At 74.3% G+C, this 18,635-nt stretch carries 17 protein-coding genes; 13 read left to right on the forward strand and 4 right to left on the reverse strand.

The annotated features are described in order from the left end of the window. Positions 1-15: 15 nt before the first annotated feature. Complete coding sequence (locus NHH00_RS00855; RefSeq protein WP_253049319.1) at positions 16-330, reverse strand: DUF1330 domain-containing protein; 315 nt, start codon at positions 328-330, stop codon at positions 16-18. Between the two features lie 35 nt (positions 331-365). Further along, positions 366-833: a PPOX class F420-dependent oxidoreductase gene (locus tag NHH00_RS00860; protein WP_253049321.1), complete on the reverse strand. Its 468-nt coding sequence runs from the start codon at positions 831-833 to the stop codon at positions 366-368. A 204-nt stretch (positions 834-1,037) separates the two neighbouring features. Between NHH00_RS00860 and aspS the strand changes: the two genes are divergently transcribed. Together aspS and NHH00_RS20905 are read left to right on the forward strand one after the other, a co-directional pair. Next, entirely contained in the window at positions 1,038-2,834 is a 1,797-nt protein-coding gene (gene aspS, locus NHH00_RS00865) for an aspartate--tRNA ligase (protein WP_253049323.1), read from the forward strand. Continuing rightward, positions 2,831-3,640 carry a GNAT family N-acetyltransferase gene (locus tag NHH00_RS20905; protein ID WP_253049325.1) on the forward strand — a complete coding sequence of 270 codons (810 nt, stop codon included), beginning with the start codon at positions 2,831-2,833 and terminating at the stop codon, positions 3,638-3,640. Before aspS ends, NHH00_RS20905 begins: the two co-directional genes overlap by 4 nt. Positions 3,641-3,674: 34 nt before the next feature. On the opposite strand, the gene NHH00_RS00875 is transcribed toward NHH00_RS20905, so the two are convergent. After that, entirely contained in the window at positions 3,675-5,921 is a 2,247-nt protein-coding gene (locus tag NHH00_RS00875; RefSeq protein WP_308202241.1) for an MMPL family transporter, read from the reverse strand. Positions 5,922-6,047: 126 nt separating this feature from the next. Between NHH00_RS00875 and NHH00_RS00880 the strand changes: the two genes are divergently transcribed. The 8 genes from NHH00_RS00880 to NHH00_RS00915 all read left to right on the forward strand — a co-directional run bounded on the left by NHH00_RS00880 (position 6,048) and on the right by NHH00_RS00915 (position 14,659). Beyond that, positions 6,048-7,514, forward strand: coding sequence for a replication-associated recombination protein A (locus NHH00_RS00880; protein ID WP_253049329.1), 1,467 nt, complete (start codon positions 6,048-6,050; stop codon positions 7,512-7,514). Positions 7,515-7,709: 195 nt separating this feature from the next. Further along, on the forward strand, positions 7,710-8,336 hold the full coding sequence (gene rpsD, locus NHH00_RS00885) for a 30S ribosomal protein S4 (protein ID WP_047234514.1): 627 nt from the start codon (positions 7,710-7,712) through the stop codon (positions 8,334-8,336). A 249-nt stretch (positions 8,337-8,585) separates the two neighbouring features. After that, complete coding sequence (locus tag NHH00_RS00890; protein WP_253049331.1) at positions 8,586-8,981, forward strand: DUF948 domain-containing protein; 396 nt, start codon at positions 8,586-8,588, stop codon at positions 8,979-8,981. Further along, on the forward strand, positions 8,981-9,340 hold the full coding sequence (locus tag NHH00_RS00895) for a hypothetical protein (RefSeq protein WP_253049333.1): 360 nt from the start codon (positions 8,981-8,983) through the stop codon (positions 9,338-9,340). The genes NHH00_RS00890 and NHH00_RS00895 overlap by 1 nt, the downstream gene beginning before the upstream one ends. 72 nt (positions 9,341-9,412) lie before the next feature. After that, the gene (gene alaS / locus NHH00_RS00900; protein ID WP_253049335.1) at positions 9,413-12,100 is read left to right on the forward strand and encodes an alanine--tRNA ligase; all 2,688 of its coding nucleotides are present in this window, start codon (positions 9,413-9,415) and stop codon (positions 12,098-12,100) included. Further along, a complete protein-coding gene (ruvX, locus tag NHH00_RS00905) occupies positions 12,097-12,633 on the forward strand; it encodes a Holliday junction resolvase RuvX (protein WP_308202242.1) in 537 nt (178 codons plus the stop codon). Before alaS ends, ruvX begins: the two co-directional genes overlap by 4 nt. Then, complete coding sequence (mltG, locus tag NHH00_RS00910; RefSeq protein ID WP_253049338.1) at positions 12,630-13,787, forward strand: endolytic transglycosylase MltG; 1,158 nt, start codon at positions 12,630-12,632, stop codon at positions 13,785-13,787. The genes ruvX and mltG overlap by 4 nt, the downstream gene beginning before the upstream one ends. Next, entirely contained in the window at positions 13,784-14,659 is an 876-nt protein-coding gene (locus NHH00_RS00915) for a shikimate dehydrogenase (protein ID WP_253049339.1), read from the forward strand. The genes mltG and NHH00_RS00915 overlap by 4 nt, the downstream gene beginning before the upstream one ends. Before the next feature lie 49 nt (positions 14,660-14,708). Here the strand turns inward: NHH00_RS00915 and NHH00_RS00920 are convergent, their stop codons facing one another. Then, positions 14,709-15,404, reverse strand: coding sequence for a prepilin peptidase (locus tag NHH00_RS00920; protein WP_253049340.1), 696 nt, complete (start codon positions 15,402-15,404; stop codon positions 14,709-14,711). Positions 15,405-15,581: 177 nt separating this feature from the next. On the opposite strand from NHH00_RS00920, the gene aroC reads away from it, so the two are divergent. The 3 genes from aroC to aroB all read left to right on the forward strand — a co-directional run bounded on the left by aroC (position 15,582) and on the right by aroB (position 18,624). Further along, the gene (aroC, locus tag NHH00_RS00925; protein WP_253049342.1) at positions 15,582-16,799 is read left to right on the forward strand and encodes a chorismate synthase; all 1,218 of its coding nucleotides are present in this window, start codon (positions 15,582-15,584) and stop codon (positions 16,797-16,799) included. Then, positions 16,799-17,404 (forward strand): shikimate kinase, encoded by a 606-nt coding sequence (locus NHH00_RS00930; protein ID WP_253049344.1) that lies wholly within the window; start codon positions 16,799-16,801, stop codon positions 17,402-17,404. Before aroC ends, NHH00_RS00930 begins: the two co-directional genes overlap by 1 nt. 101 nt (positions 17,405-17,505) lie before the next feature. Continuing rightward, positions 17,506-18,624, forward strand: a complete 1,119-nt coding sequence (gene aroB / locus NHH00_RS00935) for a 3-dehydroquinate synthase (RefSeq protein ID WP_253050698.1) — start codon at positions 17,506-17,508, stop codon at positions 18,622-18,624. Positions 18,625-18,635: the final 11 nt, after the last annotated feature.

Here is an 18,635-nt window from a genome sequence, read left to right on the forward strand (position 1 = left end):
CGTCCGGCGGCCGGGTCAGGAGGGCTGGTCGCGGTGCGGGACGGCACCGACACGGACGATGTCCGTCCGTGCCACAGCCCGGTCCCTGAGGTCGGCCCGCGCCACCCGGGCGGGGTCGGCCAGGTACGCGGCGAGCGCGTCGTCATCGGGCATCTCGATGACCTGCACCTCGGTCGGCAGCGACGCCTCCTGACCGGGCAGCGCGCGCACGCGCGACAGCACGCGCCCGCCGTGCGCGGGTACGAGCGCGAGGACGTCGTCCTCGTACTCGCTCAGCAGGTCGGCGCTGCCCTCGGTGGGCCACAGCATCACGCACAGGGTGATCGGCATGGTCGGCACGCTACGCCGCCGCGCCGGCGGGATCGTCAGCCGTCCGCGAGGCGCGCCGGGAAGCCGCCCGTCGCGACCGGGCCCCAGCGCGTGATCGTCAGGCGCACGAGCGACTTGCCCTGCGTCACCATGGCCTCGCGGTACTCGTCCCAGTCCGGGTGCTCGCCGCTGACGGAGCGGTAGTAGTCGACGAGCGGCTCGACGGACTCGGGCAGGTCGATCACCTCGGCCTCGCCGTCGACCTGGACCCACGGGTCCGAGAAGCGCTCGCCCAGCGAGAGCAGCGACGCGCGCGGGTCGCGACGTACGTTGGCCGCCTTGGCGCGCTCCGGGTACGTCGACACGACGACCCGGCCCGCCTCGTCGACTCCGTACGTGACCGGACTGAGCTGTGGCCGCCCGTCGGCGCGCGTCGTGACGAGGACGCCGTCGTGCCGGGACCGCAGGAACTGCTCGAGCTCGTCGCGCTCGACGCGCCGGTTCGTCGCGATGGTGCGTGCCACGATCACCCCTTCTGTGCGGGCGGCGGGCCGGTCGGCGCGCGCCGGTGCCGCCGGCCCGGACGCACGACACGGTCGGAGCGCTGGTGGAGCGGCGGCACCGCCACGGTATCCGGTCGAGCAGCGCGCCCGCCCGCACTAGACTCGTCCGGACGCGCGCCCGCCCCGGGAGCGCCACCCCCACCGCCCACCTGGAAGGAACCCTCCGTGCTGCGCACCCGAACGGCCGGCTCACTGCGGGCCGAGCACACCGGTCAGACCGTCACCCTCACGGGCTGGGTCGACCGTCGGCGCGATCACGGAGGCGTGGCCTTCATCGACCTGCGGGACGCGTCCGGCATCGCCCAGGTCGTCATCCGCGACGAGGCCGTCGCGCACCCGCTGCGCAACGAGTTCGTCCTCCAGGTCACGGGCGAGGTCTCGCGCCGACCCGACGGCAACGAGAACGCGGCCCTGCCCACGGGCGAGATCGAGGTCGTCGCGAGCGACGTCGTCGTGCTCAACACGTCCGAGGCGCTGCCGTTCCAGGTCTCCACGGCGCTCGCGGACACCGAGACGATCGGCGAGGAGGCGCGCCTCAAGCACCGCTACCTCGACCTGCGCCGCCCCGCGCCCGCGCACGCGCTGCGCCTGCGCGCCAAGGTCAACCAGGCCGCGCGCCGCGTGCTCGACGCGGAGGAGTTTGTCGAGATCGAGACGCCGACGCTCACGCGCTCGACGCCCGAGGGCGCGCGCGACTTCCTCGTGCCGGCACGCCTCGCGCCCGGCTCCTGGTACGCGCTGCCGCAGTCGCCGCAGCTCTTCAAGCAGCTCCTCATGGTCGCGGGCATGGAGCGCTACTACCAGATCGCGCGCTGCTACCGCGACGAGGACTTCCGCGCCGACCGGCAGCCCGAGTTCACGCAGCTCGACGTCGAGATGAGCTTCGTCGAGCAGGACGACGTCATCGCGCTCGCCGAGAAGATCCTCGTCGCGCTGTGGGAGCTCATCGGGTACACGATCCCGACCCCGATCCCGCGCATGACGTTCCACGACGCCATGCGCCTCTACGGGTCGGACAAGCCGGACCTGCGCTTCGGCAACCCGCTCGTCGAGCTCACGGACTACTTCCAGGACACGCCGTTCCGCGTGTTCCAGGCGGAGTACGTCGGCGCGGTCGTCATGGCGGGCGGGGCGTCGCAGCCGCGCCGCCAGTTCGACGCGTGGCAGGAGTGGGCCAAGCAGCGCGGCGCTCGCGGCCTCGCGTACGTGACGTTCGGCGAGGACGGCACGCTCGGCGGCCCCGTCGCGAAGAACCTGTCCGACGCCGAGCGCGAGGGTCTGCGCGACGCGACCGGCGCGCAGCCGGGCGACGCCGTGTTCTTCGCCGCGGGCAAGACGTCGGACTCGCGCGCGCTGCTCGGCGCCGCGCGCCAGGAGATCGCGAAGCGCACGGGTGCCATCGACGAGGACGCCTGGGCGTTCGTCTGGATCGTGGACGCGCCGCTGTTCAAGCCGACGGGCGAGGACGACGACGTCGATCTCGGCAACTCCGCCTGGACCGCCGTGCACCACGCGTTCACGTCGCCCACGCCCGACTGGGTCGACACGTTCGAGCAGAACCCGGGCGAGGCGCTCGCGTACGCGTACGACATCGTCTGCAACGGCAACGAGATCGGCGGCGGCTCCATCCGTATCCACCGCCGCGACGTGCAGGAGCGCGTGTTCGACGTCATGGGCATCGGGCCCGAGGAGGCGCAGGAGAAGTTCGGCTTCCTCCTCGACGCGTTCAAGTTCGGCGCGCCGCCGCACGGCGGGATCGCGTTCGGCTGGGACCGCATCGTCGCGCTGCTGACGAAGTCGGACTCGATCCGCGACGTGATCGCCTTCCCGAAGTCGGGCGGCGGGTTCGACCCGCTGACGCAGGCGCCCGCGCCGATCACGCCCGAGCAGCGCAAGGAGGCGGGCGTCGACGCGAAGCCCGTACCGAAGAGCGACCCGGGCGAGCCGACGCCGGAGGCGTGACGACCCGCACCGCGCGCGAGGGCGCGCCGACCCGCGACGACCGGGTCGGCGCGCCCTCGCGCGTCGTACCGAGCCTCGGCCGCTGGGCGGACCACCCGGTCGTCCGGGCGGAGCGGGACGGCTGGGACGTCCTGGACGTCGTGGCGCGCGACGACGCGCTCGTCGTGCGTCGCGCGTTCGACGCCGGGTCCGCCGCGCTGTCGGGCCTCGGCACGCCGACGGGGGTCGCGGACCTCCTCCTCGACCGGCCGGACCTGGCCGCCGGGGTGGTGCGGTCGTCGCTCCCGCGCGGGACGACGACGGCCGCGGCCGCCCTCGGCGGTCGCACCGGTCGCGCGGTCCCCGAGCACCTGCGCGCGGAGCCCGTCTCGCGCTGGGACTGGTTCACCGCGACGTCCGAACCGCCCGCCCAGCCGGGGGAGCAGCGGGTCGTGGCGCTCGACGGCGACGAGGGTCGCGCCCGCGTGCGTGCCGTGCTCGACGTGGCGAACCCGTCGGCGGAGCTCGACCCGTCCGAGCCCGGGACCCGCTGGTGGGGCTGGCGGGACGAGACGGGGACGGTCCGCAGCGTCGCGGGTGCGCGGCGCTCGGGGCCGGGCGTCCCGTGGTCGCTCGGTGGTGTCGCCACGGATCCCGCGGCGCGCGGCCGGGGTGCGGCCCGGGCCGTCGTGGCGGTCGCGACGCGGGCGTGCCTGCACGACGAGGGGATCGTCGTGCTCGGCATGTACGCCGACAACGACGCCGCCCGCCGCGTCTACGCCGCGCTCGGGTTCGTCGTGACGCAGGAGTTCGAGTCGCGCCGCTGAGGGCGTCGTCCGGCGGCGCTGTCCGCGCGGACGCTCAGTGCGTGATCGCGAGCTTGCGGTGCACCCAGCGCAGGGGGCGTGGCGCCCACCAGTTGAACCGGCCGAGCAGCGTCATCGTCGCGGGGACCAGGAGCAGGCGGACGATCGTCGCGTCGATGAGCACCGCGACGGCGAGCGCGAACCCGACCTCCTTGATGACGAGGAGGACGCCGAAGACGAAGCCCGCGAAGACGACGATGATGATCGCCGCCGCGGACGTGATGATCCGCCCGGAGCGCTGGAGCCCGAGGCGCACGGCCTCGTCGTTGGGATGGCCGGCGTCGTAGAGCTCCTTGACGCGCGCGAGCAGGAACACCTCGTAGTCCATCGCGAGGCCGAACGCGAACGCGACGACCAGCGCGACCACGTAGGTCTCGATCCCGCCGACCGAGGAGAAGTCGAGCAGGCCCTCGAGGTGCCCGTCCTGGAACACCCACACGAGCACGCCGAGCGAGGCTGCGAGCGAGAGCGCGTTCGTGAGCAGCGCCTTGACCGGCACGACGACCGATCCCGTCATGAGGAACAGCAGCACGAGCGTCGCGCCGACGACGATCCCGACGGCCCACCACACGCGCTCGCCGAGCGCGTCGAGGAAGTCGACCTGCCCGGCCGCCTGCCCGGTGACCCACACCTCGAACCCCGGGTCGGTGGCGCGCACCTCCCGCACGACCGACACCGCCTCCGGCCCGCCGGCGTCGTCCGCGTCGACGTGCACGCCGACGACGGCGTAGTCGCCGAGCGGTGCCGCGGGGTCGACGCTCGCGACGCCGTCGAGCCCCGCGACCTCGTCGGCCCACGCCTGGGCGTCCTCGACGCTCGCGTCGACCACGGCGACGACCTGGGCGCTCTCGCTCGACGGGTACTGCGCCGCGAGCTCGTCGACGAACTCCCGCTGCGGGGACCCCTGGGGCAGCAGCTCGATGCCCGAGTTGCGCATGTGCAGGCCGAGCACGGGCAGCGCGAGGACGACGAGCACGACGACCGTCGTCAGCAGCACCCACACCGGGTGGCGCTGCACGCGCGCGGCGAGGCGGGAGAAGGCACCCTCGTCGGACTGCACGTCCGCGGTCCGGGCGAGGACGCGGCGCAGGCCGGGGATCCGGCCGAGGATCCCCGGCTTCGCGAGGCGGCGGCCGGAGAACGCGAGGAGCGCGGGGACGAGCGTGAGCGCCGTCGCCACCGCGACGAGGACGACGCCGAGGCCGCCCGCGCCGACCGACCGCAGGATGTCCGGGCGGAACACCATGAGCCCGGCGATCGAGATCGCGACCGTGAGCGCCGAGAACGCGACCGTGCGGCCCGCCGTCTCCATCGTCCGGATCAGCGCCGCGTGGACCACGCCGTCCCCGCGCCGTCGGCGCAGGGACGGGTCGTCGCCGGCGGCGACCAGCCGGTGCAGCTCCTCCCGGAACCGCGACACGACGAGCAGCCCGTAGTCGATCGAGAGCCCGAGCCCGAGCAGGGTGACGACGTTGACCACGGACGCGTCGACGTCGAGCACGTACGTGAGGCCCAGCAGCACGCCCAGGCCCGTCCCGATGGACGCGACGGCCCCCGCCATCGGCATCGCGGCGGCGAGGAAACCGCCGAAGACGAGCACCATGATGAGCAGCGCGACCGGCAGCGCGACCTTCTCGCCCGTCGTCAGGTCCTCCTCGACCTGCCCCGTGATGGCGTCGACGATGAGCGCGTTCGAGCCCACGAGGCCCGTCGCGTCCCCGGCCGCGTCCGGAGCCGCCGCCGCGAGGACGCCAGGCACCGCCTCGAGCTGCTCGACGACGCGCTCGGCCACGGCGTCCGTGCGCTCGGCGTCGAGGTCGGTGCGCAGCGTCACCACGGTGAGGAACCCGTCCCCGTCGCTCGCGACGAGCGACTGCGCGGCCGGGTCCTCGACCCCGCCGGGGATCACGTAGGGATTGATGACCGTGTCCACGCCCTCGATCGCCACGAGGTCCGCGTTCACCTCGGTCATGGCCTCCACGACCTGCGCGTCCCCCGGGTCGACCTCGCTCACCAGCAGCGTGATCTCGGGACCGCCCTCGTCGTTCTCGGCGAGGATCTCGGTCGCGCGCTCGCTGTCCGAGCCGGGGATGGAGGGCGCCCCCGTGGTCACCCGGTCGAACACGCTCTCCCCGTGCACGCCGAACAGCGCGAGCGCGAACCCGAGCCCGGTGAGGACGACCCACACGACGACCGTGAGGCGGGGATGGCGGGCGACACGACGACCGAGGCTCGAGAACACGAGCGCCAGCATCCCATCCGTCCGCGCCGCGTGTCAGATCCCTCGCGGCGCTGTGGACGACGTTCACCCGACCTCCCCACGCCGGCGGCGTCCGGGCGCGTGGGCGGCGGTGCGTAGGCTCGGGGCATGTCCACCGGTGATCTGTTCGGCGGCGACCTCTTCGGCGCCGCCACCTCCGGCGCGCAGGGCACGCCGCGACCCGGACCGGGGGCCCCGCTCGCCGTGCGCATGCGTCCCGCCGCCCTCGACGAGGTCGCGGGCCAGGCGCACCTGCTCGTCCCCGGCTCGCCCCTGCGGCGCCTCATCGAGTCGGACGCGTCCGGCGGCCGGGCCGCGCCCGGCTCCGTCATCCTCTGGGGCCCGCCCGGCACGGGCAAGACGACGCTCGCCTACCTCATCGCGACCGCGTCCGGCCGCCGCTTCGTCGAGCTCTCCGCCGTCACCGCGGGCGTCAAGGACGTGCGGACCGTCGTCGAGGACGCCCGCCGCCGCCTCGCGACCGGCGGCGAGGAGACCGTCCTGTTCATCGACGAGGTGCACCGCTTCTCCAAGTCCCAGCAGGACGCGCTCCTGCCGAGCGTCGAGAACCGCTGGGTCACGCTCGTCGCGGCGACCACCGAGAACCCGAGCTTCTCCGTGAACTCGCCCCTGCTCTCCCGCTCGCTCCTGCTCACGCTCCAGCCCCTCGGGGACGACGACGTCCGCGCCCTCGTGCGCCGCGCCGTCGCCGACGACCGGGGGCTGGGTGGTCTCGTCGCGCTCACCGACGAGGCGGAGGACCACCTCGTGCGCCTCGCGGGCGGCGACGCGCGCAAGGCGCTCACCGTGCTCGAGGCGGCGGCCGGCGCCGCGCTCTCCGACGCCCCGGTCCCGGCCTCCGTGGCGGCCTCCGAGGACGCGACGACCGACGAGGACGGCGAGCCCGGCCCGGCGGACGGCTCGCCGGTGAGCGTGGACCTCGAGGCCGTCGAACGCGCCGTGGACGTCGCCGCCGTGCGCTACGACCGCGACGGCGACCAGCACTACGACGTCGTGTCCGCGTTCATCAAGTCGATGCGCGGCTCCGACGTCGACGCCTCCCTGCACTACCTCGCCCGCATGATCGCGGCGGGGGAGGACCCGCGCTTCATCGCCCGGCGCATCGTCATCGCCGCCGCGGAGGACGTCGGCATGGCCGACCCGTCCGCGCTCCAGACCGCCGTCGCCGCCGCCCAGGCCGTCCAGCTCATCGGCATGCCCGAGGGACGGATCGTCCTCGCGGAGGCCGTCGTGCACCTCGCGACCGCGCCCAAGTCCAACGCCGCCTACCTCGGGATCGACGCGGCGCTCGCGGACGTGCGCGCCGGGAAGGCCGGGTCCGTCCCGTCGCACCTGCGCGACGCGCACTACCCGGGCGCGAAGCAGCTCGGCCACGGCACCGGGTACCGGTACGCGCACGACGCGCCCCACGGCGTCGCGGCGCAGCAGTACCTGCCCGACACGCTCGTCGGGTCGCGGTACTACACGCCGACCGACCGCGGGTACGAGCGCCAGGTCTCCGACCGCCTCGGGCGGATCCGGGACATCCTGGCGCAGGACGAGCCGGCGCGCTGACCCGTCGGGGGATCGCCACCCGGGCGTGCGGTAGACTTCTCAGGTTGCCTTCACGGCGACCACCTGGGACCTCGGCCCCGACCCGCACTCTCCCTCGGAGAAGCGCGCGGTCCATCGGCTGGTCCCGCACCCGGACCCGTACTCCCGGGACCAGGTGTGACGTCAGTACCCACACGACAGGAATGAGATATCGCTGTGACGTCTGTCAAGCGTTCGCGCCGCCAGGTCCGCCTGAGCCGCGCCCTGGGCATCGCCCTCACCCCGAAGGCCGTCAAGCACTTCGAGAAGCGCCCGTACCCCCCGGGTGAGCACGGCCGCGCCCGCCGCCGCACCGAGTCGGACTACGCGGTCCGTCTCCGCGAGAAGCAGCGTCTGCGCGCCCAGTACATGCTCCGCGAGAAGCAGCTCGCGCGTGCGTACGAGGAGGCCCGCAAGGACAAGGGTCTGACCGGTGAGGCGCTCGTCGAGAACCTCGAGACCCGTCTCGACGCGCTCGTGCTGCGCGCCGGCTTCGCCCGTACCATCCTGCAGGCGCGCCAGGCGGTCACGCACCGCCACATCCTCGTCGACGGCAAGATCGTGGACCGCCCGTCGTTCCGCGTGAAGCCCGGCCAGACCCTCCAGGTCAAGCCGAAGAGCCAGGCGACCACGCCGTTCCAGGTCGCGGCCGCGGGCGCGCACCGCGACGTCCTCCCGGCCGTCCCGGGCTACCTGGACGTCCAGCTCGAGAAGCTGAGCGCGATCCTCACGCGTCGCCCGAAGCGCGCCGAGGTCCCCGTGCAGTGCGAGGTCCAGCTCGTCGTCGAGTACTACGCTCGCTGACCCTCGCTCCGGACGCCTCGCTCACCGCTTCGTCGGCGAGCGAGGCGTTCGTGCGTCCGGACCGGTGCGCGCGCCCCACCGCGGCGACGGCGTCGTCGTGTCGTGCCCGACGGCGGTCCCCGCCCTGGTGCGGGTAGTGTTTCGCGGAGTCGTGGGCACGTCCGCGAGGACCCCGCGACGAGGAGGACCGTCCCGCGCACGACGCGCGACGTCCGTGCACGACGCACCCTGACTGGCACTGGAGGAAGAATGTCCCTGGGAGACGTGGCCGGCCTCATCGCAGCCATCGCGTTCGTGCTGCTCGTCGGCCTGCTCGCCGTGCCGCTCCTCAAGCTCGGCCGCGTGCTCGACGAGGCGCGCGCGAGCATCAAGGAGGTGACGGACCATTCGGTCCCGATCCTCGACGAGGCCGCGACCACGGTCGCCACGACCAACAGCCAGCTCGTCAAGGTCGACACGATCACGACGTCGGCCGCCCAGGTGAGCGAGAACGTGTCCGCGCTCACGGGGCTGTACGCCGCGACGTTCGGCGCCCCGCTGGTAAAGGTCGCCGCGTTCACCTACGGCGTGCGCCAGGCGGCCGCCCGCTCGTTCGGCCGACGCCGTTCGTCGGACGGCACCGGACGTGCCGAGGGATCGCGCTGATGCGCCGCGTCTTCTGGATCGGCGTCGGGGTCGCGATCACGGTCGTGGTCGTCGTCCGCGGGAAGAAGATCCTCGCGCGGTACGCACCCGCGTCGCTCGTGGACCAGGCGACGGAGCAGGTCAACGGTCTGGGCGAGAAGGTCGTCGAGATCGCCCGCGACTTCCGCACCGAGTTCACGCTCGCGCGCGACGCGCGCGAGCAGGAGCTCATGGCGGCGCTCCTCGCGGAGGGCCAGGAGGACCCGGACGTCGTCCGAGCGCGGCGCGCGGCCGGCCGCCACACGCGCCCGGCCGCGGGAGACCCCAGCCCGTTCGACGACACGGACGACGTCGAGGACCTCCTCGGCTACTCCTTCTAGGACCCGCGCGGCCCGGCCGCCGCGACCCACAGCAAGCACCCCGCACGACCCACCGACTGCCCGAAGGACATCATGCGCACCGCCGAGATCCGCAAGCGCTGGCTCGACTACTTCGCCGACCGCGACCACACCGTCGTGCCCTCGGCGTCGCTCGTCTCCCCGGACCCGTCCACGCTGTTCACGATCGCGGGCATGGTCCCGTTCATCCCGTACATGACGGGCGAGCAGACCCCGCCCTGGGACCGCGCGACGAGCGTCCAGAAGTGCGTGCGCACGCTCGACATCGACGAGGTCGGCAAGACGACCCGTCACGGCACGTTCTTCCAGATGAACGGCAACTTCTCCTTCGGTGACTACTTCAAGGAAGGCGCGATCACCTACGCGTGGGACCTCGTCACGGGTTCGCGCGAGGAGGGCAAGTACGGGTTCGACCCGGAGACCGTCTGGGTGACCGTCTACCACGACGACGACGAGGCGCGGCAGCTCTGGAAGCGCATCGCCGGCCTGCCGGACGAGCGCATCCAGGCCCGCGGGAAGAAGGACAACTACTGGTCCACGGGCCAGCCCGGTCCCGCCGGCCCGTGCTCGGAGATCTACATCGACCGCGGCCCGGAGTTCGGTCAGGAGGGTGGCCCCGTCGTCGACGAGGACCGCTACCTCGAGATCTGGAACCTCGTGTTCATGCAGTACGCGATCGACGACGTGAAGTCCAAGGAGGAGTTCCGGATCGTCTCGGAGCTCGCGCGCAAGAACATCGACACGGGCATGGGCCTGGAGCGCGTCGCCTACCTGCTCCAGGGCAAGGACAACCTCTACGAGATCGACGAGGTGTTCCCCGTCATCGCGGCCGCCGAGGCGCTCTCGGGCCGGCGCTACGGCGCGAACCAGGAGGACGACGTGCGCATGCGCGTCGTGGCCGACCACGTCCGCTCGGCGCTCATGATCATGAGCGACGGCGTGCGTCCCTCCAACGAGGGTCGTGGCTACGTCCTGCGCCGCCTGCTCCGCCGCTCCGTGCGCGCGATGCGCCTGCTCGGCGTCGAAGACCGCGCGATGCCCGCGCTGCTCCCCGTGAGCCGCGACGCGATGGCGCCGTCGTACCCGGAGGTCGCGACCGACTTCGAGCGCATCTCGAACGTCGCCTACACGGAGGAGGACGCGTTCCGCCGCACCCTCACCTCGGGGACGACGATCCTCGACACGGCCGTGTCGAAGGCGAAGTCCGCGGCGGGGACCGGCGGGGTGCCGGTGCTCGGGGGCGACCAGGCGTTCGCGCTGCACGACACCTACGGCTTCCCGATCGACCTCACGCTCGAGATGGCCGCCGAGCAGGGCGTCCAGGTCGACGAGAAGGCGTTCCGCGCGCTCATGACCGAGCAGCGCCAGCGCGCCCGCGCCGACGCGCTCGCCAAGCGCTCGGGCGGCGTGGACACGGCGGCCTACGAGTCGCTCGCGTCGGAGCTGTCCGCTCCGGTGGAGTTCCTCGGCTACACCGAGTCCTCGGCCGCCGTGCGCGTGGCCGGGCTGCTCGTCGACGGCGTGCCCGCGCCCGCCGCGACCGCGCCCGCCGACGTCGAGGTCGTGCTCGACCGCACGCCGTTCTACGCGGAGGCCGGCGGCCAGCTCGCCGACCACGGCACGATCGTGCTCGACGGCGGCGCGACCATCGAGGTCGACGACGTCCAGCGCCCGATCAAGGGCCTGTCGGTGCACCGCGGCCGCCTCGTCGAGGGGACCGCGGCGCTCGGCGACCCGGGCACCGCGACGATCGACCGTGACCGTCGCAAGGCGATCAGCCGCGCCCACTCGGCGACGCACATGATCCACAAGGCCCTCCAGGAGTCGCTCGGCAAGGACGCGACCCAGGCCGGGTCGGAGAACGCGCCGAGCCGCATCCGGTTCGACTTCCGGCGCTCGTCCGCCGTTCCGGCGGGCGCGCTGTCGGAGATCGAGGAGCGGGTCAACACCCAGCTCCAGGAGAACCTCGAGGTCACGGACCAGCTCATGCCGATCACCGAGGCGCGCGCGCTGGGCGCGATGGCGCTGTTCGGCGAGAAGTACGGCGACGTCGTGCGCGTCGTGTCGATCGGCGGCGACTGGTCGCGCGAGCTGTGCGCGGGCACGCACGTGCGGCAGACGGGCCAGCTCGGCCTCGTCACGCTGCTCGGCGAGTCGTCGATCGGCTCGGGCGTGCGTCGCGTCGACGCCCTCGTCGGCGACGGCGCGTACGGCTTCCAGGCCAAGGAGCACGCGCTCGTCGGCCAGCTCACCGGTCTGCTCAACGTGCGGACCGAGGAGCTCCCGGACCGCGTGGGCGCGCTCGTGTCGCGCCTGCGCGACGCGGAGAAGGAGCTGGCGCAGCTCCGGCAGTCCCAGCTCCTCGCGGTGGCGGGCACGCTCGCCGCGGGTGCGGAGCTCTCGGGCGGCACGCGCGTCGTCGTGCACGACGCCGGCGAGGTCGCCTCCGCGGACGACCTCCGTGCGCTCGCGCTCGACGTGCGCGGCCGCCTCGGCGAGTCCGAGCCGGCCGTCGTGGCGGTCGGGGGGGTCGCGAAGGACCGCCCGCAGGTGGTCGTCGTGACCAACGCGTCGGCCCGTGCCGCGGGCCTTCGCGCCGGCGTGCTGGCCAAGGCGGCCGCCCAGACCCTGGGTGGTGGTGGCGGCGGCAAGGACGACATGGCCCAGGGCGGCGGCACGGACGTGTCGGCGCTGCCGGCCGCCCTCCAGGGCGTGCGCGACGGCGCCGCGGCGGCCGCGTGACGGCCGTCCCTCCACCGCCCGGTGACGACGGGCGCGTCCCCCTCCCGCGGGGGGCGCGCCTCGGCGTCGACGTGGGCAGCGTGCGCGTCGGCCTCGCGGCGAGCGACCCCGACGGGCTCGTCGCGACCCCCGTCGAGACGCTCGCGCGCGACACGAAGTCCGGGGCTGCGGTCCCGGCGGACGTCGCGCGGATCGCCGCCGAGGCCGACGAGCGCGGCGCCCGGGTGGTCTACGTCGGCCTCCCACGGCACCTCTCCGGTGGCGAGGGTGCCGCCGCCCAGGGGGCGCGGGCGTACGCTGGACTCGTGGCACGCGCCGTCGCGCCGGTGCCGGTCCACCTCGTCGACGAGCGGATGACGACGGTCAGCGCGCACCAGGCGCTGCACGCGTCGGGGCGCGCCGGTCGCAAGCACCGGAGCGTCGTCGACCAGGCAGCCGCCGTTATCATTCTGCAATCCGCTCTCGACGCCGAGCGGGGCGCGGGGGCGCGCGCCGGAGAACCTGTAGACCCGACAGGAGACCACCGACCGTGACCGACCTGTTCGAACGGCCCGCCGTCCAGGGCGAGCAGCAGCCCGCGCGCTCGTCGCGCTCGGAGCAGCGCGCCCGCCGTGCGGCGAAGAAGCGACGCCAGCGCCGGCGTCGCCGCGCCCTCGTGGTGCTGCTCGTCTCCCTCCTCGTGGTGGGCGGCGCGGGGTACCTGCTGCTCGACAACGCCTCCGACCTCTTCGGGTTCGACAACCCGCTCGAGGCCAAGGACTTCGAGGGCCCGGGCACCGACCCGGTCGACGTCGTCATCGAGCCCGGCTCGACCGGCCGCGACATGGGCGCGGTGCTCACCGAGGCCGGCGTCGTCGCCAGCTCGGCGGCCTTCGCGAAGGCGTTCGAGGAGAACCCGAACGCAGGGAAGATCCAGCCGGGCACCCACACGCTGCTCCTCGGCATGTCGGCCAAGGACGCCGTCGCGCGTCTCGTGGCGAACGACTCGCGGGTCGAGACGAAGATCACGATCCCCGAGGGCAGCACGGTCGCGCAGATCCTCGAGAAGGCGTCTTCGGTGACCGACATCCCGGTCGCGGACTTCGAGGCGGCGATGGCGGACACTGCCGCAACCGGCCTTCCCGCCGAGGCGAACGGCAACTACGAGGGGTGGCTCTTCCCGACGACGTACGTCCTCGAGCCCGAGGACAAGAACGCGCTCGGGATCATCCAGGGCATGGTCAGCCAGACGCTGATGAAGCTCGACGAGCTCGGCGTCGCACCCGAGGACAGGGAGGCCGTCCTCATCAAGGCGTCCCTCATCGAGCGGGAGGCCGGCCGCGACGAGGACCGGCCCAAGATGTCGCGAGCGATCGAGAACCGACTCGCGACGGGGATGCCGCTGCAGATCGACGCGGCGGTCGCCTACGGCACGGGCAACCCTCCCGGGTACCAGGTGACCCCCGAGGACACGCGCGACACGTCGAACCCGTACAACACCTACGCGCACAACGGGCTCCCGCCGGGTCCCATCGCGTCCCCGGGCGCGCCCTCGATGCAGGCGGTCCTCAACCCTGAACCGGGCGACTGGCTGTTCTGGACGACGGTGAACTACGACACGAAGGAGACGCGCTTCGCGGTCACGCTCGCCGAGCACAACCAGAACGTCGAGGCGCTGAAGCAGTGGCTCGCGGAGAACGGCGGGTGAGCGCCGCGCGCGCTCCGCGACGGGCGGCCGTCCTCGGCCACCCCGTCGCCCACTCGCTGTCCCCGGTGCTGCACCGGACCGCGTACGAGGCGCTCGGCCTCGACGGCTGGTCGTACGAGGCGATCGACACGACCGAGGAGCAGCTCCCGGCGCTGGTCAACGGGCTCGACGCGTCGTGGGCGGGCCTGAGCCTGACCATGCCGCTCAAGCACGCCGTGATCCCACTGCTCGACCACGTGGACCCGCTCGCGAACGTCGTCGGCGCGGTGAACACGCTCGTCGTGCAGGCAACGGGCGGGCGGCGCCCGACGTTCGTCGGGACGAACACCGACGTGCACGGTCTCGTCGCCGCGTTGCGTGAGGGACTGGGGGAGCGGGGCGCCCGGACTGCCGTCGTGCTCGGCGCGGGCGCGACCGCCGCGTCCACGCTGGCCGCGCTCGCCGAGCTCGGCTGCACCGCGCCGACGGTCCTGGTGCGCTCGCTCGGGCGCACGGGCACCCTCCAGCGCGCCGCGCACCGCATGGGCGTCGAGCCGCGGTTCGAGATCCTCGACTCGTCGCCCGCGCTCGTCGCCCGCCTCGGGCAGGCCGACGTCGTCGTCGCGACCCTTCCGTCGCGCGCGGCCGACCCGGTGGCCGACGCGCTGGCGCAGGCGGCCCCGCGCGTGACGGGAGTGCTGCTCGACGTCGTCTACGACCCCCGTCCCACGGCGCTCTCGGCCGCCTGGGCTGCGGCGGGAGGCATCGTCGTGGGCGGCGAGCGCATGCTCCTGCATCAGGCGGCCGAGCAGGTGCGCCTCATGACGGGAAAGGTGGCCCCGCTCGCCGCGATGGACCAGGCGCTCGAGGCCGCGCTCGGCGTCGCGGCCTGACGGCCGGTCGGAGACCGTCGGACAGGGTCGCGCGCGCCGGACGCCGCTGTCAGGCGATCGCGTACGCCCGGAGCGCTGCGTCGCCGAGCACGGCGGCGACCCCCGCCCCGACGACCATGAACGGGCCGAAGGGGACCGCGGTGTCACGGCGCGCGCGCCGCGTGACGACGAGCGCGAGCGCCCACACGCCGCCGAGCACGAACGGCAGGACGAGACCGGCGACGAGCTCACCCCACCCGAGCCAGGCGAGCGGCGTGCCGAGCATCCCCGCGAGCTTCACGTCGCCGAAGCCGAGGCCCGGCGGGTAGGCGATCCGGAGCGCGGCGTAGGCCCCGAAGCCCAGGAGGCCGCCGGCGACGGCACGGCCGAGGGCGGCGCCGTCACCGGTGCCGACCGCGCCGGCGCCGATCAGGAGCACGGACGCGAGCCAGGACGGCAGGACGATCACGTCGGGCAGCCGGTGCGTGCGCGCGTCGACCACGGCGACGACCGCTCCGGCCGCGGCCACGAGCACGAGGGCCGGCGTGGCCCACGACGGACCCGACCACCACGCCGCGCCGGCCGCGGCGAGCCCCGCGAGGACGGCCCCGAGCCGCCCGGCGATCCGGAGCTCGCGGACGAGGTCGTCGCCCCGGCGTCGCACCCAGGGCGGCTCGTCGTCGGCCGTCACACGCTCGACCGCCTGCGGTGCGGCGACCCGCGCCGACGTGCCGTCCGTCGTCGTCCCGTCCCCCTGCTGGACCATGCGCGGCACCGTAGCGTGCCCGCCACCGCGCGCGCCGCCGTCGTCCACAGCGCGCCGGACGGTGTCTCCGCCTCCCCGATCCCCGGGTGTCGGCCGCCCGGGACCTCGTCGGCGACCGCCGGTCCGCACTGCGGGCGCCCGCCGGGACGTGGGTGCCGACGTGGGAGGATGGCGATCATGCTGCGTTGGTTGACATCGGGTGAGTCGCACGGTGAGGCGCTGGTCGGGATCCTCGACGGGCTGCCTGCGGGCGTCGAGCTCACGACGGACGACGTGAAGGCCGCGCTCGCGCGCCGTCGCCTCGGGTACGGGCGCGGGTCGCGCCAGAAGTTCGAGCAGGACGTGCTGCGTGTCCTGGGCGGGCTGCGCCACGGCGTGACCCAGGGTGGCCCGCTCGCGCTCGAGATCGCGAACTCCGAGTGGCCCAAGTGGGTCGACGTCATGTCCGCGGACCCGGTGCCGCCCGAGGCGCTGCTGGTCGACGCCGGCACGGGCGACGCGCGCGAGATCGCGCGCAACCGGCCCCTCACGCGCCCGCGCCCCGGCCACGCCGACCTCGTGGGCATGCGCAAGTACGGCTTCGACGACGCCCGCCCCGTGCTGGAGCGCGCATCGGCGCGCGAGACGGCGACGCGCGTCGCTCTCGGCGCGGCGGCCGCGAAGTTCCTCGAGCAGGCGCTGGGCGTCCGCCTCGTGTCGCACGTCGTCGGCATCGGTCCCGTCGAGGTCCCCGAGGACGCCGCGGTGCCGGGGCCCGACGACGTCGCCGCGCTCGACGCCGACCCGGTGCGCTGCTTCGACGCCGCCACGTCCGCGGCGATGGTCGCCGAGATCGACGCGTGCCAGAAGGCCGGTGACACGCTCGGCGGCGTCGTCGAGGTCCTGGCCTACGGCGTCCCGTCCGGGCTCGGCACCTACGCGCAGAGCGACCGGCGCCTCGACGCGCGGCTCGCCGCGGTGCTCATGGGCATCCAGGCCATCAAGGGCGTCGAGGTCGGCGACGGCTTCCGCACCGCGCGCCGCCGCGGGTCCGCCGCGCACGACGAGATCGAGCGCGGCGCCGACGGCCTGATCCACCGCCTGAGCAACCGCGCGGGCGGCGTCGAGGGCGGCATGTCGAACGGCGAGGTCGTGCGCGTGCGCGCCGCGATGAAGCCCATCTCGACGGTGCCGCGCGCGCTCGCGACGGTCGACGTGGTCACGGGCGAGGTCGCCAAGGCCCAGCACCAGCGCTCGGACGTGTGCGCGGTCCCGCCGGCGGCGGTCGTCGCCGAGGCGATGGTCGCGCTCGTGCTCGCGGAGCAGGCGCTCGAGAAGTTCGGCGGCGACTCCGTCGCGGAGGTCCGCCGCAACGCCGAGGCCTATCTCGCCGCGATCCCGGAGCTGCAGCGCTGATGACGCCCGTCCCTCCGGGCACGCGCCCGGTCGTCGTCCTCGTCGGCCCGCCCGGCAGCGGCAAGTCGACGGTGTCGCGCCACCTCGCGGACCTGCTGGGCCTCGCGCAGCGCGACACGGACACCGACGTCGAGACCACGGCGGGCAAGCCCGTCGCCGACATCTTCGTCGACCACGGCGAGCCGCACTTCCGCGAGCTCGAGCGCGAGGCCGTGACGACGGCGCTCGCGACCCACGACGGCGTGCTCGCCCTGGGCGGCGGCGCCGTCCTCGACGAGCACACCCAGGCCGCCCTCGCGGCGTACGTCGCGGCGGGCGGCGCCGTCGTGTTCCTCGACGTGAGCCTCGCGCACGCGGCCCCGCGCGTCGGGCTCAACCAGTCCCGCCCGCTGCTCCTGGGCAACCCCCGCGCGCGGTGGGCCGCGCTCATGGAGGCGCGGCGTCCCGTCTACGAGCGGGTCGCGACGCTGCACGTCGTCACCGACGCGCGCACGCCCGCGCAGGTCGCCCAGGAGATCCGTGCGCACCTCGCGGGCGGCGCCGACGCGGACCGCGCCGCGGCGCCCACCCCCGCCGACACCCCGGCCGAACAGGAGAACGCGTGAGCGACACGACCCCCGTCCCCGACGCCCAGGCTGGCACCCGGGCAGCCACCGAGCCCGTCGTCGGGCCGGCCGACGCGCAGCCCGCCTCCGTCCCGACGCGCGTGCGGGTCGCCGGGGACCAGCCGTACGACGTCGTCGTGGGACGGCACCTGCTCGGCGAGCTGCCCACCATGCTCGGCGACCGGGTGCGCCGCGTGCTCGTGGTCCACCCCGCGGCCCTCGCCGCGACGGCGGAGGTGATCCACGAGGACCTCAAGGCGTCGGGGTACGAGGCGTACGTCGCGGAGGTCCCGGACGCGGAGGAGGCCAAGACCGCGCAGGTCGCGGCGTTCCTGTGGGGCGTGCTGGGGCAGCTGGACTTCACGCGCACGGACGCGGTCGTGACGGTCGGCGGCGGCGCGACGACCGACCTCGGCGGGTTCGTGGCCGCGACCTGGCTGCGCGGCATCCGCGTGGTGCACGTGCCGACGACGCTGCTCGCGATGGTCGACGCGGCGGTCGGCGGCAAGACGGGCATCAACACCGCGGAGGGCAAGAACCTCGTCGGGTCGTTCCACCCGCCCGCGGGCGTGCTGTGCGACCTCGCCGCGCTCGAGTCCCTCGGGCGCTGGGACTTCGTCGCCGGCATGGCGGAGGTCGTCAAGACGGGCTTCATCGCCGACGAGCGCATCCTCGAGCTCGTCGAGGAGCACGCGGACGCGCTGAGCGCGTGGGGCACGCGCCCGACCACGGACGAGACGTGGGCCGTCGTCGCCGAGCTCGTCGAGCGCTCGATCGCGGTCAAGGCGCGCGTCGTGGGGGAGGACCTCAAGGAGGCCGGCCTGCGCGAGATCCTCAACTACGGGCACACGCTGGGCCACGCGGTCGAGCTCACGGAGCGCTACCAGTGGCGCCACGGCGCGGCCGTGTCCGTCGGCATGGTGTTCGCGGCGGAGCTGTCGCGCCTCGCCGGGAAGCTCGACGACGCGGTCGTCGAGCGGCACCGCGCGATCCTGGGCTCGCTCGGGCTGCCGCTCACGTACCGCGGCGACCGCTGGGAGCAGCTCCTGTCCGCCATGCGCCGCGACAAGAAGTCGCGCGGCGACCTCCTGCGCTTCGTCGTGCTCGACGACGTCGCGCGGCCCACGCGGCTCGAGGGCCCGGACCCGACGCTCCTCGCTGCGGCCTACGCCGAGATCGCGGCCGACGCGCCGGTGGGACGCGGCCCCGTCGCGCTCTGACGCGGCGCCCG

The organism is Cellulosimicrobium cellulans (assembly GCF_024124905.1).
Taxonomy (GTDB): domain Bacteria; phylum Actinomycetota; class Actinomycetes; order Actinomycetales; family Cellulomonadaceae; genus Cellulosimicrobium; species Cellulosimicrobium cellulans_G.